At 67.7% G+C, this 15,273-nt stretch carries 11 protein-coding genes; 2 read left to right on the top strand and 9 right to left on the bottom strand.

All coding sequences use genetic code 11. The features are described from left to right. Positions 1–830, bottom strand: an 830-nt coding sequence (locus tag AC1DS3_RS23405) for a beta-propeller fold lactonase family protein (RefSeq protein ID WP_477128047.1), incomplete at its 3' end; no start/stop codon positions are given. A gap of 124 nt (positions 831–954) precedes the next feature. Further along, positions 955–3,327 (bottom strand): TonB-dependent receptor, encoded by a 2,373-nt coding sequence (locus AC1DS3_RS23400; RefSeq protein WP_441641401.1) that lies wholly within the window; start codon positions 3,325–3,327, stop codon positions 955–957. Between the two features lie 238 nt (positions 3,328–3,565). Here AC1DS3_RS23400 and AC1DS3_RS23395 point away from each other — a divergent pair, with 238 nt between their 5' ends. Beyond that, positions 3,566–4,357: an NADPH-dependent F420 reductase gene (locus AC1DS3_RS23395; protein WP_477128046.1), complete on the top strand. Its 792-nt coding sequence runs from the start codon at positions 3,566–3,568 to the stop codon at positions 4,355–4,357. Positions 4,358–4,422: 65 nt separating this feature from the next. Here the strand turns inward: AC1DS3_RS23395 and AC1DS3_RS23390 are convergent, their stop codons facing one another. The 7 genes from AC1DS3_RS23390 to xdhA form a co-directional block, all read right to left on the bottom strand. Further along, positions 4,423–4,854: a hypothetical protein gene (locus AC1DS3_RS23390; protein ID WP_441641403.1), complete on the bottom strand. Its 432-nt coding sequence runs from the start codon at positions 4,852–4,854 to the stop codon at positions 4,423–4,425. A 227-nt stretch (positions 4,855–5,081) separates the two neighbouring features. Further along, complete coding sequence (locus AC1DS3_RS23385) at positions 5,082–6,182, bottom strand: fatty acid desaturase (RefSeq protein WP_441641404.1); 1,101 nt, start codon at positions 6,180–6,182, stop codon at positions 5,082–5,084. 182 nt (positions 6,183–6,364) lie between these two features. Further along, entirely contained in the window at positions 6,365–7,696 is a 1,332-nt protein-coding gene (gene guaD / locus AC1DS3_RS23380) for a guanine deaminase (protein WP_477109692.1), read from the bottom strand. A 63-nt stretch (positions 7,697–7,759) separates the two neighbouring features. Further along, the gene (locus tag AC1DS3_RS23375; protein ID WP_477109693.1) at positions 7,760–8,806 is read right to left on the bottom strand and encodes an adenosine deaminase; all 1,047 of its coding nucleotides are present in this window, start codon (positions 8,804–8,806) and stop codon (positions 7,760–7,762) included. Continuing rightward, positions 8,803–9,837, bottom strand: a complete 1,035-nt coding sequence (xdhC, locus tag AC1DS3_RS23370; protein ID WP_441641407.1) for a xanthine dehydrogenase accessory protein XdhC — start codon at positions 9,835–9,837, stop codon at positions 8,803–8,805. The genes AC1DS3_RS23375 and xdhC overlap by 4 nt, the downstream gene beginning before the upstream one ends. A 119-nt stretch (positions 9,838–9,956) precedes the next feature. Beyond that, positions 9,957–12,308 (bottom strand): xanthine dehydrogenase molybdopterin binding subunit, encoded by a 2,352-nt coding sequence (gene xdhB, locus AC1DS3_RS23365; RefSeq protein ID WP_477128045.1) that lies wholly within the window; start codon positions 12,306–12,308, stop codon positions 9,957–9,959. A 12-nt stretch (positions 12,309–12,320) separates the two neighbouring features. Further along, a complete protein-coding gene (gene xdhA, locus AC1DS3_RS23360; protein ID WP_441641409.1) occupies positions 12,321–13,835 on the bottom strand; it encodes a xanthine dehydrogenase small subunit in 1,515 nt (504 codons plus the stop codon). A 221-nt stretch (positions 13,836–14,056) separates the two neighbouring features. Between xdhA and AC1DS3_RS23355 the strand changes: the two genes are divergently transcribed. Then, on the top strand, positions 14,057–15,007 hold the full coding sequence (locus AC1DS3_RS23355) for a LysR substrate-binding domain-containing protein (RefSeq protein ID WP_441641410.1): 951 nt from the start codon (positions 14,057–14,059) through the stop codon (positions 15,005–15,007). Positions 15,008–15,273 lie beyond the last annotated feature (266 nt).

The raw sequence follows: 15,273 nt of genomic DNA, 5'->3' as shown, positions 1-15,273 counted from the left end.
GCATCGAAGACCTGTATGGTGTCCGCCCGCGACGCGGCCACGAACAGGCGTTTGCCAGCGCGGTCGAAGGCGGCCCCGTAGGGCCCGCTGCGCGTTGGCACCGTGCGCAGGATGTGGTAGTCGGCCGCATCGAGCACCAGGAACGCGTTGGCCGACTCCAGCGTGACGATATAGCGCTGTCCGTCGGGGCTCACCTTGATGCCGCGCGGCCGCGATCCGGGAGGCGTCTTGATCAGGTTGAGGCGCCGGCCGCTGGCGCGCTCGTAGACCGAGACCGTATCGTCGCCCTCGTTGGTGACCAGCAGCAGGCGCGCGTCCGGCGAGAATTCGATGCCTTCGGTCTCCRGGCCGCTGGGGATCGCGCGCGTGACGCGCCAGTCCTTGAGGTCGATCACGGCGATCTGCGCCGGGACCGGCGCGTCGTCGCCAGCCTTGCCTGGCTCGCCGGGCTCATAGGTGACAAAAGCCTGCCCGCCGGACACGCGCACGAATTCCGGGTTCTTGCCGATCGGGATGCGTTTGACCAGTTGGCCATCGCGTGTGCCGATGACGGTAAGGTCGCCGGTTCCCTTGTTGGCGGCCAGCAGGTATCGTCCGTCGGCACTGATGGCGATGCCGCGCGGGCCCTTGCCGCCGGTGTCGAGAGTGCTAGTGATTTCGAGGCGGTCGAGGTCGATCACCGCAATGCCGCCACTCTCGCTCGACACATAGGCCACGGCGGCCTGAGCGCCTCGCGGCGCCGAGCCTGGCGCGCAAGCGGCGCAGGCCAGCGCGGCGCACAGCGCCAGCATGGTCCGGCCTGGCTGGCCACCTCCCTGTCTCGTCGCCATGCACGCCTCCCGCTTGCGTTGCTTGTCGTTGCTTGTGGTTGTTCCGGCGCGAACCCATCCGGTTGTCTTTCATTCTTGGTGACGGCACGGCAACTGCCAAGGGTTTCCTGCGCGCCCGCCGCCGCTAGCGCCCGCTCCATTCATAGCGCACGCCCACCAGGAAGAGCCGCGGCGCGCCGGGTGCGGCGAAGCGCTCGATCGGCACCGCCGCGCCGGGCTGCAGCAGCGTGCCGCCGGGGAACACGTTGAGGCCCGCCTGCCCATAGGTTTCATAACGGCGGTCGAACACATTGTCCACGCGCGCGTAGAGCTGCCAGCGTGCATCGACCTGCCAGCTCGCCCGCAGGTTGAACAGCACGAAGCCGGCGGTGCGCGCCAGGCGCGGATCCTGCGCGCTCAGCGCGCCGTCTTCATTGCCGGCCACCGGGCGCGACGACGACACGACCATGGCGCCGCCGAGCGTGACCGACTCGGTTGCGCGCCAGTCACCGCTGAGCTTGACGCTATGCAGCGGCACGCCGGCCATGCGCGTGCCGGGGCGCACGTTGACGGGCGCCGCGAACGGCGTCTGGATCTGGCCGTCCGCCTGGTAGGTGGATTGCAGGTAGCTGTAGCTGGCGCGCAGCATCAGCGGGCCCAGCCGCTGGCGCAGCCCTAGCTCCAGGCCCTGGCTGCGGGTCTTGGGGAAGTTGGTGAAGTAGCCGAGCGGGCTGACCGGCGAGCGCTGGAACAGGATGTCGTCGCGGTTGTCGCTGCGGTACAGCGCGAGCGTGAGGTCGGTGGCGTCCCCAGCCTTCCAGCGCCCGCCGAATTCCACCGTGCGCGATACCACCTGGCGCAGGTACGGATCCGCCTGCAGCCCGGTGGGCAGCTGGCAGGCGTTGGCCGGATCCGCGCAACCCAGCTCGATGGCGGTCGGCATGCGCGTGCCTTGCGAGGCTGAGGCAAAGACTGTGAGGCCGCTGCGCAACTGGTGCGAGAGCCCAAGCGAAGGATTGAGCTTCGAGAACGTGAAGCGTTCGTCGGACGCGTTCGGCAAGGTCAGCACCGTGTGCGTGCTCGAGGTGTTCCAGCGCGCGCTCGCGGTGAGGTAGCTGTGCGGCAGCAGCTTGACGGTATCGGAGGCATACAGGCTGACGGTGCTGGTGCGTCCGTCGAGCGAGGCGTTGGTGCTGGGCGTGGCGCCGGGGTCCGCTACCGCCACGCGATCATCGCTGAAGTTGCCTGGCTGCGTGTCCTGGCGATACGACGCGCGGCTCAGCGCTAAGGCGGCGCCCAGTACCGCGTTGTGGACGTCGCCCGTATGGGACCACTGCCCCGACAGCCCATAGTCATGCGTGTTGATGGTCGAGGTATTGAGCACCGCGCTGGCCGGCGCGGCGCCTGGCTCGCAACCCGCATTGCCGGCATTGCGCTGGCAGCCAAGCAAGGTCTCTAGGTAATCGTCGCTGACATCGCCGGTGCTGGCCTTTGCGTGCCCCAGGCGAGCATAAGCCGTCAGCGCGATCTGGCCCTCGGCGTTGAGCTGGTGCGTGCCGTTGAGCGTGACCTGCAGCGAGCGCGTGCGGGTGAGGTCGGGCGCGGTGTAGATGGCATTGCGCTGGCCGCCATAGATGCTGTCGGGCAGCAGGCCATTGCCGGACAGGCTGCTGCTGCTGCCCAGCACGCTCACGCTCCATTGTGTATCGGTGGTCGAGCGGCCGACCTTGGCGAACAGGTTGCCCAGGCTGCTGCCGATCAGCTGGCGCCAGCCGTCCTCGCGAAAGCCCGTGCCCGCCACGAAGGCGTGCCAGCCATCGCCAAGCCTCTTTCCCGCGCTCACGTCGAGCCGCGCGCGGCCGTGGCTGCCGACGCTCAGGTCGGCCTCCACGCCGGGATGCGTCTCGCCGGACTTGGTGCCCAGCGCCAGCGCGCCGCCAAGCGCGTTGAGGCCATAGAGCGGATTGCTGCCGGGCACCAGCGTGATGGTGCTGATGGCAGCCTCGGGAATCGTCGTCCAGTCGACCACATCGCCCAGCGCGCCATTCTGGCGTATGCCGTCCAGGTAGAGCGCGATGCCCTGCGCCGCGCCCAGGGTGGAAGACAGGCGGTAGCCGCGATAGAGAATGTCCTTCTGGAACGGGTTGCCCTGCACGTCGTTGATCACCACGCTGTCCATGGTCTCGCCGAGGAACGAGGACAGGTTGCCGGACTTGGCGCGCTCCATGTCGGCGTCCGTCGCGGTTTGCACATTGCCGGGAAACGCCTCGCGCGGAATGGAGAACGACGGCAGCGGCGCGGGCGCGACCACGGTGACCTCGCGCAGGTTGTGGACCTCGTCGCCAGGCGCGGCCTGCGGCGCCTGGGCGGCCACGCCCGCCGGTGCGCCGGCGGCCAGCGCCGCCAGGGCCACCAGGGCCACCCGCACCGCCCGCGCCACCTGTGCGCATGCGGCTGCCCTGCGCTGCTCGGCGGGCGCGAGCCTTGAGCGGCGCGGACAGGGGAGGGCGGGGGCCATTACCGTCTCCGTGGGGACAAGGACGCAAGGGCGGGGGATCGCGGGTGATGCAAGTGCTACTTACTGTAGTGCACACGGTGGCAAGCGCCAAATCGATCACGCGGCGGCAGGGAGGCGGCGGCGCGCGCTGCATTTTTCGCCTAGAGTTTGAAGTTTGAAGGCATGCCAAGTGCACCGCACCCGCTTGCCGTGTTGCCGCACCATGAAATTTGATGTTCATCGGATCGAGGAGTCCGCCATGCCGTTTCCAGAGCGCATCGAAACCATCGACCGGCATCGCCGCCTGCTCACCGGCAGCGTGAGCCTAGCCTTGCTGGCGATGTGGCTGGGGATCTCGCCTTCGCGCTTGCGCGCGCAGACCAGCCGGGAAGGCACCCCCGTGCCCATCGGCGTGATCGGCTCGGGCCGCATCGGCGGCACGGTGGGCGGCCTGTGGGTGAAGGCAGGCCATCCCGTTCTGTTCTCCTCGCGCCACCCGGATGCACTCAAGCCGCTGGTCGAAAAACTTGGCCCGCTTGCCCGTGCGGGGACGGTGGCCGAGGCGCTGGCGTTTTCCGATGTGATTTTTCTCGCCGTCCCTTACAAGGCGCTGCCCGAGATATCGGCGGAGTATGGCAAGGCCTTTGCCGGCAAGGTGGTGGTGGATGCGACCAACGCGGTGCGCGCGCGCGATGGCGCCATCGCCGAAGAGGCGATGCGCAAGGGCATCGGCATCACCACCGCAAAGTACCTGCGTGGCGCGCGTATCGTGCGCGCCTTCAATTTCATGGGCGCCACCAACTTCGCCAATGAGAACCACCGGGCCGAGGGCCTGATCGCGGTGCCGATCGCCGCCGACGATCCAAAGGCCCTGCGCATCGGCGAGCAACTGGTGCGCGATGCCGGGTTCGAGCCGGTGGTGGTCGGCCGGCTCGCCACGGCCGACAGCTTCGCCCCGGGCGGGCCGCTGTTMCATCAGATCGGCTCGGCCGACGCCATGCGCGCGCGCATGGCGGCACAAAGCGGGAAGACGGTGGCGACGCCTAAGTAATCAGGTCGGCGCCGCCGGGCCGTCCCCCGGCCACGGCGGCGCCAGCATCTTTTTGCAATGGCCTCTTAGCCGCGCCAGGCGCCCTTCATCCAGACCCAGCCACCGCCCTCGAAGCGCCAGACCCAGTGTCCGGGCACCCAGTAGGCGTGCGGCGCGGGGGGCGCAATCGTGATCTGTTCCACGATCACGGGCGGCATCGCCGGCACCGGCTGCTGGACCCAGCGGCCGTGCACCCAGAACCAGTCGTTGCCCTCCCACTTCCAGTGCCCTGGCACCCAGTTCCAGCCATAGGCAGGCGCAGGGCCGCGGTCTTCATGCACCGGCGGCGGCATGTTGCGGACCATCTGGTGGGGCGGCGCAGGCGGCGGCTGCCGTACTATCACGCGCTCGGTCACGCACCCGGCAAGGCTGCCGAGCACCGCCAGCGAGGCGAGCGCCGGCAGGGCGGCGCGGAGCAGGCGGCGGCGTGCGGGCGCATGGGGTTTGCTGATTGCCATTTTTTTGTCCTGTTGGAGCTGATTTGCGCTCAGGCGTCGTCTAAGGGGCGGCCCCGGGTCGGGATGCGCAATGACCTTGGGACCGATACCTTGCTTAACGAGGCAAGCGCCGCGCGGCGGGACAAGCGTGCGGCAAGACTTTGTAATTGAGTATTACGCGCCCCAAAAAGACAAACCGCAGCCAGGGTGGCTGCGGCAGGTGGCGGGTGATGGTGGATGATGGCCGGTTATGCCGGCACAGGCGCGTTAGCGCTGGTCTGCCGGCCGCGGAAGTCCGTCCAGCAGAGCGCCTTGAAGTCGTACAGCTTGCAGCGGCGCGCGGTATGGAAATACCAGCGCCAGGTGAAGTTCTGGATGATGATGCGGCCCGGCAGCGCATGCTCCAGCAGCGCCTGGGCGCGCTTGAGGCGGTATAGCGGCACGCTCATGTCCACGTGGTGCGCGGTGTGCTCCATGATGTGGTGCAGCGCCGCGCCGATGCCATAGCGAAAGCGCAGGTGCACGGTGGTGGAGACGAAGGGCTGGGCGCGCGCCCACATGGCCTTGGTGTCGTACCAKGCCACGCTGGTATGGGTGTGGTGCACGTAGAGCACGAAGCCCACGGTGAAATTCCAGACCAGGAACGGCAGCACGAAGCCCAGCCCGACCAGCATCGCCACCGACTGCCCGGTGGCGATGGCCAGCCACGCCAGCGCGCCGATCCAGGCCACGCCGAAGAGGGCCACCAGCGTGCAGTCCCACATGAAGACGGCGCGGCGCGTGGGCATCTGGCGGCGGCTGGGGAAGAACATCTTGAACCACCAGATCTCGACCAGGTAGTACAGGCCCGCGCCAAAGCCGGTGCGGTAGACCCGCTCCAGCGCGCGGCGCCAGCGCGGCAGGGCCTGGAATTCCTCGAGCGAGTAAGGCTGCCAGACGAAGTCGAAGCCCTTGAGGTTGGAGTAGCCGTGGTGGACCACGTTATGGCCCACTTCCCACAGGCTGTAAGGCGTGAGCGATGGTAGGAAGGTCAACCGGCCCAGCCATTTGTTCAAGCCGCGCCGKGGCGTCAGGCTCTGGTGGCAGGCATCGTGGCCGATGATGAACAGGCGGGCGATGATCAGCCCCGTCACCACGCTGGCGGCCAGCTTGGCGAGCCAGTGGGAGAACAGCACCACCCCGGCCAGCGCCGCCAGGAACAGCGCGGTGTCCAGCGCGAACAGCGCCAGCGCGCGCGGCGTGCTGCGCGCGCCAAGCGGGATCAGCCAGCCGCGGATGATCTTGCGCGAGGGCAGGGGGACGTCAGGGGAAATCGGCTCCGGAAAGGAAGCTTGCTGCGTGGCAATCATGCAAAAACCTTCAGTTGTCGAACGCGGGGTCGGGCTAGGCCCGAGACTGGCGATGCGCGGCCACAGGACGGGCCGATGGTGTGACAGCTTAGAAGGATTGCGTGACAGGGGTGTTGATCCGGGTCAAGCACCGGGTCAAGCCAGCAGGGCCGGACCCGGTGTCACCCAGCGGGAAGTGATGATTAGTGCGCGGCGGTGGCCGGCGCGCTCGCCGGTTCGCCCATCACATACACCTCGCCGATGACGCGGTCGTCACCCAGCATGGCGAAGGCGAACAACTGTTCTTCCAGCGTTTCCGAGCGCTCGCTGCGGCGCGCGATCAGCGGCGTGGCCTGCGGGTCGAGCACGATGAAGTCGGCCTCGCAGCCGGGTGTGAAGCTGCCCACGCGCTCGCTCCAGCCCAGTGCATCGGCAGCGGCGCGCGTGGCCAGGTAGAACATGCGCAACGCGCTAAGGTGGTAGCCGCCCATGCGCGCCACCTTGTGGGCGGCGTTCATGGTGCGCAGCATCGAGAATGAGGTGCCCCCGCCCACGTCGGTGGCAAGCGTCACGTTGAGGCGGTGCGCGTCGGACTGGTGGAAGTCATAGAAGCCGCTGCCCAGGAACAGGTTGGAGGTGGGGCAGTGCGCCACCGCCGCGCCGCTGTCGGCCAGGCGCTTGCGGTCGTCCTGATCGAGGTAGATGGCGTGGCCGTACAGCGCGCCCGGGCGCAGCAGGCCGTAGTGATCGTAGATGTCCAGATAGCTGCGGGCTTGCGGGAACAGCTCGGCCACCCATTTCACTTCGTCGCGGTTCTCCGCCACGTGGGTCTGGATGAACGCGTCCGGGTAGGCCTTGGCCAGTTCGCCGCAGGCTTGCAGCTGCGCTTCGCTGGAGGTGGGCGCGAAGCGCGGCGTAATGGCGTACGACAGGCGGTTCTTGCCGTGCCAGCGCGAGATCAGGTCGGCCGAATCGCGCGCGCCGGACTCGGCGGTGTCGCGCAGGAATTCGGGGCAGTTGCGGTCCATCATCACCTTGCCGGTGACCAGGCGCAGGTTGCGGCGGTCGGCTTCGGCAAACAGCGCATCGGCCGATGCCATATGCACGGTGCTCCAGGCCACAGCGCTGGTGGTGCCGTTGCGCAGCAGTTCGTCGGCAAAGAAGCCGGCCACGGCCGCCGCGTACTCCGGCTCGGCAAAGCGGCGCTCCTCGGGGAAGGTATAGGTCTCCAGCCAGTGCAGCAGGCCGGGCGAGGGCGAGGCGATGATGTCGGTCTGCGGGTAATGCACGTGGGTGTCGATAAAGCCCGGCACGATCAGCTTGCCGCGGCGGTCGATCACTTCGGCGCCCGCCGGGATCTGGTCGGCCAGGTCGGCATGGTTGCCAACCGCGGCGATATGCCCGGCGGTGACGATCAGCACCCCGTCTTCCCAATACTGATACGCGTCGTCATGAAACTGGGGGTCGCGCAGGAAGTGCAGCACACGGCCACGGATGGCGCGGGTGATGGATTGGGTGGGGGGCGTGGTCGTCATATCGATGTCTCGTCATGCGCMGGCGCGCGCATGGCGCGCCGGCATCTTGGTGTGAGCCGCGCTTCAGGCCGTGGAGGCCGCGGCGGGCAGGGGGGATTGCCAGAAGTGGTCGACTTCGGCGAGGAAGGCAGTCTTTTGCGAGGCGGGCAGGAACGACGCCTCGAAACTGTTGCGCGCCAGCTTGTGGCCATCGGCCGCGGTCAGCGGCAAGGCTTCGAAAGTGGCTTCCCAGTTCGCGTTCATATAGCCGCCGAAATAGGCGGGGTCGTCCGAATGCAGCGTGACCAGCACGCCGGCTTCCAGCAGGCGGTGCAGGGAGTGGTCGCGCAGGTCCGGGTAGACCTTGAGCTTCTGGTTGGACAGCGGGCATACCGTGAGCGCCACGCGCTCGCGGGCCAGCCGCTCCACCAGGGCCGGGTCGTCGATGGCGCGCACGCCGTGGTCGATGCGCTCCACCTTGAGGATGTCGAGCGCGTCGGTCACGTATTGCGCCGGGCCTTCCTCGCCGGCATGCGCCACCAGGTGCAGGCCGAGCTCGCGGGCGCGGGCAAACACGCGGGCGAACTTCTCCGGCGGGTTGCCCTGCTCGGAGGAATCCAGCCCGATGCCGACGAAGCGGTCGCGGTAAGGCAGCGCGGCTTCCAGCGTGGCGAAGGCGTCTTCCTCGGAGAGATGGCGCAGGAAGCAGAGGATCAGGCTGCTCGAAAAGTCGTACTGCGTGCGGGCCTGGGCGAGCGCGTCGGAAATGCCGTCGATCACTACATTGATCGGCACGCCGCGCTCGGTATGGGTCTGCGGGTCGAAGAAAATCTCGGCGTGGCGCACGTTATCGGCGACGGCGCGTTGCACGTAGGCCATCGTCATGTCGAAGAAATCGTCCTCGGTCAGCAGCACGCTGGCGCCGGCGTAATAGATATCGAGGAAGGATTGCAGGTCGGTGAAGGCGTAGGCCTCGCGCAGGGCTTCCACGCTGGCGTACGGCAACTTGACCTTGTTGTGCTGGGCCAGCCGGAAGATCAGCTCCGGCTCGAGCGTGCCTTCAATGTGGACGTGCAGTTCCGCCTTGGGCGTCTGGCGGATACGGTCTGCGAGCGCGGCATCGAGCGTCATGGGGTTCCTTTTGCGGTCTTGGTTTGCGTCGAGCTCGTCGCTTTGCCGCCGCGGCTGGCGCTCAGCGCGCCCAGATGGGCGAGGCGCTGGTCGCGAACCTGCAGCAACTGGGCGACGATGGCAACCGCAATCATAGCCGGAGCCTTGTCCGTGATGCCGCAGACGCCCATTGGGCACGTCATTTCCGCAAAGCGGGAAGGGTCAATCCCGTGCTCCGCCATGCGGTGCTCGAAGCGCGCGCGCTTGGTCTTGGAACCGATCAGGCCGAAGTAGGCGAAGTCGTCACGCCGCAGGATGCGCTCGCACAGCGTCTGGTCCAGCGCGTGGCTGTGCGTCATCACCAGGAAGTAGCTGCCGGCCGGCGCGTGGTCGACCACGGATTCGGGGATGTCAGTGGCTTCCGGGGTGACGTTATCGGGCAGGCCGGCGGGGAACAAGGTATCGCGCTCATCCACCCAGTGCACCTGGCACGGCAGGTTGGCCAGCACCTTGACCAGCGCATGGCCCACGTGGCCGGCGCCGAACAGCACCACGTGCAGCTCGTCCGGCACCAGGGTGTCGGTCCAGCCGCCGTCTGCCTGCAAGGCTACCGAGGGCAGCAGCGCCGGCGCCGGGGCGTGTTGCACCGGGCCGGTGCGCGGCACCGTGCGCATCAGCGCGCGTCCGGTGCCGAACGCGGCCTGCACCGCGTCCAGCCACGGCAGGTCGGCTTCGCCCAGGACCTCGAAGGCGAGCAGCACCACGCCGCCGCAGCATTGCCCCAGCGCCGGGCCCAGCGGGATGCGCACGATCTGCCGCGTCGCGTCGCGCTCGGCCAGCATGGTGCGCGCGATCTCCATGCCGCGCCATTCGAGATGGCCGCCGCCGATGGTGCCAACCAGTTCGTCGGCGGTCACCAGCATGCGCACGCCCGCCTCGCGCGGGGCGGAGCCTTTCACCTCGGCGATGGTGACCATCGCCACCGGCACGCCCGCGCGCACCCAGCGGGTGGCGTCGGCGAAGCGGAAGGGTTTGAGGGGTGCGTCCTGCATGGTGATGCCTTTTTAGGTTGATGCTCTGGGTGAAGCGTTATCTCTGTCGATACTTCGTTGCGGTCTTCAGCGAAGATGGCCTGTGGGAGCCGGCGGGCGCATCTGCACGGCGCTGTCTCCTACTGCACCGCCCGCACCGCGTCCACCGCATCCAGGATTGCCTCGCTCGTCGCGGGCGCCACCAGCGGCGGGTTCACCTTGTAGTCCCCCACGCTGGCCACCGCGTCGCGGATCGCGAAGAACACCGAGAACGGCAGCAGCAGCGGCGGCTCGCCCACGGCCTTGGAACGATGGATGCTGTCTTCCGCGTTGTCGTTCTCGAACAGCCGCACGTGGAAGTCTTCCGGGCAGTCGTTGACGGTCGGGATCTTGTAGGTGGAGGGCGCATGCGTCATCAGCTTGCCGTCCTTGTTCCACCACAGTTCCTCGGTGGTCAGCCAGCCCATGCCCTGGATAAACCCACCCTCTACCTGGCCGATGTCGATGGCCGGGTTGAGCGAGCGGCCCGCGTCGTGCAGCACGTCGGCGCGCAGCAGGCGCCATTCGCCGGTGAGCGTGTCCACCAGCACTTCCKAGCACGCCGCGCCATAGGCGAAGTAATAGAACGGCCGCCCTTGCAGTTTCGATTGGTCCCAGTACAACTTGGGCGTGGTGTAGAAGCCATCGGACCACAGCTGCACCCGCGCCACATAGGCTTGCCGCGCCAGGTCGCTGAAGTCCAGGCGCAGTTCGCCCGCGACCACCAGGTCGTCGCCGAACTGCACGCTGTGCGCATCCACGCCAGCCTGGCGCGCGGCAAATGCGGCCAGGCGCTCGCGGATCTGCCGCGCGGCGTCCTGCGCGGCCTTGCCGTTCAGGTCGGAGCCGGTGGAGGCGGCCGTGGCCGAGGTGTTGGCTACCTTGCTGGTATCGGTCGCGGTCACGCGCACGCGTTCGAGCCGGATACCAAGCTCATGCGCCACCACCATCGCTACCTTGGTGTTCAGGCCCTGGCCCATCTCGGTGCCGCCGTGGTTCACCAGCACCGAGCCGTCGTTGTACACATGCACCAGCGCGCCGGCCTGGTTGAAGTGGGCCACGTTGAAGGAAATGCCGAACTTCACCGGGGTGATGGCGATGCCCTTCTTCAGCACCGGGCTGGTTGCGTTGTACGCGCGCGTGGCTTCGCGGCGCGCGCGGTAGGCGCTGGTTGCTTCGAGCTCGTCGAGCAGTTCGTGGATGACGTTGTCTTCCACGGTCTGGCCGTAAGGCGTGACGTTGCGCTCGGTCTTGCCGTACAGGTTGGCGCGGCGCACGTCGAGCGCATCGCGGCCCACGGTGCGTGCCACGTTGTCGAGGATGTACTCCATGGCAAAGGCACCCTGCGGGCCGCCAAAGCCGCGGAAGGCGGTGTTGCTCTGCGTGTTGGTCTTGCCGCAGTAACCGTCGATCTGCACGTTCGGCAGCCAGTAGGCGTTGTCGAAGTGGCAGATGGCGCGGGTCATCACCGGGCCGGACAGGTCGGCCGAGAAGCCGGCGCGCGAAACCATTTCCACCGACACGCCGTCGAGGCGGCCGTCGGCATCGTGGCCGACTTCGTAGTCGAAGACGAAGTCGTGGCGCTTGCCGGTGATCATCATGTCGTCATCGCGGTCCGGACGCAGCTTGACCGGGCACAGCAGTTTCCAGGCGGCCAGCGCGGCGCAGCAGGCGAACATCGCCGATTGCGATTCCTTGCCCCCGAAGCCGCCGCCCATGCGGCGGCACTCCACCAGCACCTGGTGCGCGTGCCAGCCCAGCATATGCGCCACCGCATGCTGCATTTCGGTGGGGTGCTGGGTCKAGCACCACACGTGCATGCCGTCGTTTTCCTTGGGCGCGGCGTAAGCGATCTGCCCTTCCAGGTAGAACTGCTCCTGGCCGCCCAGGCGGATGTTGCCCTTGTCCCGATGCACGGCGGCGGCGATATGGCTGGCCGGCTCGCCGCGCGTGAGGTGCATCGGCGGCAGCACGTAGCTGCCGGCCTGGTGCGCCGCCTCGGGCGACAGCACCGGCGCCAGGTCTTCATACTCGATCGCGCCCAGGCGCGCGGCGCGGCGCGCGGCATCGTGCGAGGTGGCCACCACCACGAAGATCGGCTGGCCGATGAACTGGACCAGGCCGTTGGCCAGGATCGGGTCGTCGTGGATGATCGGGCCGCATTCGTTGGCGGCGGGAATGTCCTCGGCGGTCAGCACCGCCACCACGCCCGGCGCGGCGCGCACCTTGTCGAGCGAGATCGACCTGACGCGGGCATGGGCGCGCGTGCTCATGCCCAGCGCGGCATGCAGCGTGCCTGCCAGTTCGGGGATGTCGTCGGTGTAGGTGGCCGTGCCGGCCACGTGCAGGTGGGCCGATTCGTGCGGGCGCGAGACGCCCACCTGCGGCGTCGAAATGGCGGTCCTGGCTTCGCTCGCGGTGTCGAGCAGGAAGGGTTCGGTTTGCTTGTTCATGCCGATCTCTCCTTACGCGGTAGCGGTGGCGATGGCCGCGCCCGCGCCAATGGCGCGGACATTGACKGCGGCGGCGGGCAGCGCGTCGGCGCGCGTTTCCAGCCAGAAGCGGTACAGCAGGTTGGCGGCGCCCCGGCTGCGGTACGCGGCGGTGGCGCGCATATCGGACAACGGGGTGAAATCCTGCGCCAGCGCGCTCATGGCGGCGCGGGCGGTGGCTTCCGTCCAGGGCTGGCCAAGCAGCGCGGCTTCGGCGTGCGCGCCGCGCTTGGGCGTGGCCGCCATGCCGCCAAAGGCCACGCGCGCATGCCGGATCGTGCCGTCCTCGATGGTCAGTGCAAAGGCGGCGCACACCGCGGAAATGTCCTCGTCGAAACGTTTCGACAATTTATAGGTGCGCATGTGCTGAGGGCCCGTCAGCGGCACGCGCAGCGCGGCGACGAACTCGCCTTCGGCCATGGCGGTCTTCTGGTAGGCCAGGTAGAGATCCTCCAGCGGCATGGCGCGGCGCACGTCTGCGCGCTGCAGCACCACTTCGGTGCCAAGCGCGATCAGCGCGGGCATGGAGTCGCCGATCGGCGAGCCGTTGGCGATATTGCCGCCCAGCGTGCCGGCATTGCGGATCGGCAGGGAAGCGAAACGCTTCCACAATTCCTCCAGCTCGGGATGGCCGTCGTTAAGCGCGGCGTAGGCGCGCTCCAGCGAGACCGCCGCGCCGATTTCCAGGGCGCCATCGATTTCGCGGATGCCGTTCAGGTCAGCCACCTGGCCCACGTACAGCAGGTTGCCCAGCTCGCGGAACTGCTTGGTCACCCACAGCCCCACGTCGGTGCTGCCGGCCAGGATGCGCACGCCGGGCTCGGCGGCCTTGATGGCGGCAAAGGCCGAGGCGGTGCGGGGCGCGTAGAAGTGCTGGCGTCCGGCGCTGTAGTGGAAGGTGTCGTCGCGCTGCAGCGCGCGCAGCGTGTCGGCGATCTGGCGCGGGTCCAGCTTGCTGGCCTGCGGCGCGGGCAGCGCCATCATGCGCTGGCCGGCTTCGATGATGGGGCGGTAGCCGGTGCAGCGGCACAGGTTGCCGGTCAGGGCATCGCAGATGGCCTCGCGCGCCGGGGCGCGGCCGGTGCCGGCGTCCTCGGACTTTTGCTGGTACAGCGCCCACAGCGACATCACGAAGCCGGGGGTGCAGAAACCGCACTGGGAGCCATGGCACTCCACCATCGCCTGCTGCACCGGGTGCAGCGCGCCGTCGGCCTGGCGCAGGTCTTCCACGGTGATCAGCGCGCGGCCGTCCAGGGTGGGCAGGAACTGGATGCAGGAGTTGACCGCCTTGAACTCGACCTGGCCGTTTTCGCCCAGTTCGCCCAGCACCACGGTGCATGCCCCGCAATCGCCTTCGGCGCAGCCCTCCTTGGTGCCCGTGCAGCGCGCGTCCTCGCGCAGGTACTGCAGCACGGTGCGGGTAACGGGGGCGTCTGCGACCTCCGTGACCTTGCCCCGGTGGTAAAAGCGGATGGTTTGCGTCTCCATGGTGTCTTCTCTCTTTGTGGATGGGGCCAAACATAGCACTGACGCCGATGATGCAATATTCGGCCCAGGTGATATGCCCCATCAAGCGGGGAGAGCGTTCAGGCGGCCGGCGAGGGCGGCGGCCACCGGATTTGACCAATGACGGGGTGCCTGACATACACTATGCGCCGTTCCCATTCCCCACGCCACCGGCCGCGAAGCGCGCCAGGCGCCCCCTCGCCATGCACGGACGCGACCATCTCGACACCTATTTGCTGCGGGTGCTGCACACCCTGCTCACCGAGCAGAGCGTGACCCGCACTGCGGTCCGCCTCGGCCAGTCGCAGCCTGCCATCAGCAATACGCTCAAGCGGCTAAGGGAAATCACGGGGGATGCCATCCTCGTGCGCGGCAAGAGCGGCATGGTGCCGACCGAACGCGGCCGCGAGCTGCTGCAGCTGGCCGAACAGAGCCTGGCGGCCATGGACCGCATCGCCCGGCCACCCCAGCATTTCGACCCGGCCACCACTACCCGTACCTTCCACCTGGGCGCGCCGGACTACCTGGACGCCTTCTTCTTGCCCAACATCGTCGAGCGCGTGCGCCGGCTGGCGCCCGGCGCCAAGCTGTTCGTGCACCCGATGACGTCATCGAGCGACTTCCTCGACAGCCTGGAACAAGGGCAACTCGACATCGTGGTCGGCAACTGGCTGTCGCCACCGGAACATCTGCATATTTCGCCGCTGTTCGACGACGAGGTGGTGTGCATGCTGGGGGCGCAGCATCCGCTGGCGCGCAAGGGGCTGACCCTCAAGCACTACCTGGAGATGCCGCACCTCGCGCCCGCGCCTTATGCCTCGATGCAGCGCAGCATGATCGACCAGGCGCTGGCCGAGCAGGGGTACAAGCGCAATATCCAGGTCACGTTGCCGTATTTCGGGCTGGTGCCGTATGTGTTGATGAAGACCGATATGGTGTTCACCACGGGGCGGCAGTTTGCCGCGCATTATGCGCAGTACCTGCCGCTGAAGATGGTGCCGTCGCCAGTGGCGTTTCCGCGGATGCGGTTTTATCAGCTGTGGCATGAGCGGTGTCATGCTGCGCCGGATGTGATGTGGATGCGTAGGATGATTGCGGAGGTGGCGGGGGAGTTGCCGGTTTTGCCGGTTTTGGGGAGGGTGGGGGAGGAGTGATTATTGGGGGAGGGGCAAGGGTAGAACCGTTGGCTCTTGTTGCCTTGGTTGGGTTTTCTTTGTGCGGCGTTGGTTTTTGGACCCAAGGGCCATACGACATCCCCCTGCGGGGGCTGCGGGCCTGTCAGAAATTTTGTGTTTAGGGCATAACATGTCGCCAAGGAGCATGTATGCCACGCAAGACGAAGACCAGCCAAGCCGCAGACCGTGAACTGCCGGCCATTCCCGAAGACCTGATCGCCCATTTCGTTAAGGGTCCCATGACC

Source organism: Cupriavidus sp. 01L46 (genome assembly GCF_056399905.1).
Note: the sequence above shows the minus strand (reverse complement) of the source record. Positions and strands in the feature narration are given on the sequence as shown.

Bases quoted from the DNA above. Each gene is read 5' to 3' on its own strand.
- guaD (WP_477109692.1), bottom strand. From the start codon at position 7,696: ATGACGACCACGCCCCCCACCCAATCCATCACCCGCGCCATCCGTGGC.
- xdhC (WP_441641407.1), bottom strand. From the start codon at position 9,837: ATGCAGGACGCACCCCTCAAACCCTTCCGCTTCGCCGACGCCACCCGC.
- AC1DS3_RS23375 (WP_477109693.1), bottom strand. From the start codon at position 8,806: ATGACGCTCGATGCCGCGCTCGCAGACCGTATCCGCCAGACGCCCAAG.
- AC1DS3_RS23400 (WP_441641401.1), bottom strand. From the start codon at position 3,327: ATGGCCCCCGCCCTCCCCTGTCCGCGCCGCTCAAGGCTCGCGCCCGCC.
- AC1DS3_RS23355 (WP_441641410.1), top strand. From the start codon at position 14,057: ATGCACGGACGCGACCATCTCGACACCTATTTGCTGCGGGTGCTGCAC.
- AC1DS3_RS23390 (WP_441641403.1), bottom strand. From the start codon at position 4,854: ATGGCAATCAGCAAACCCCATGCGCCCGCACGCCGCCGCCTGCTCCGC.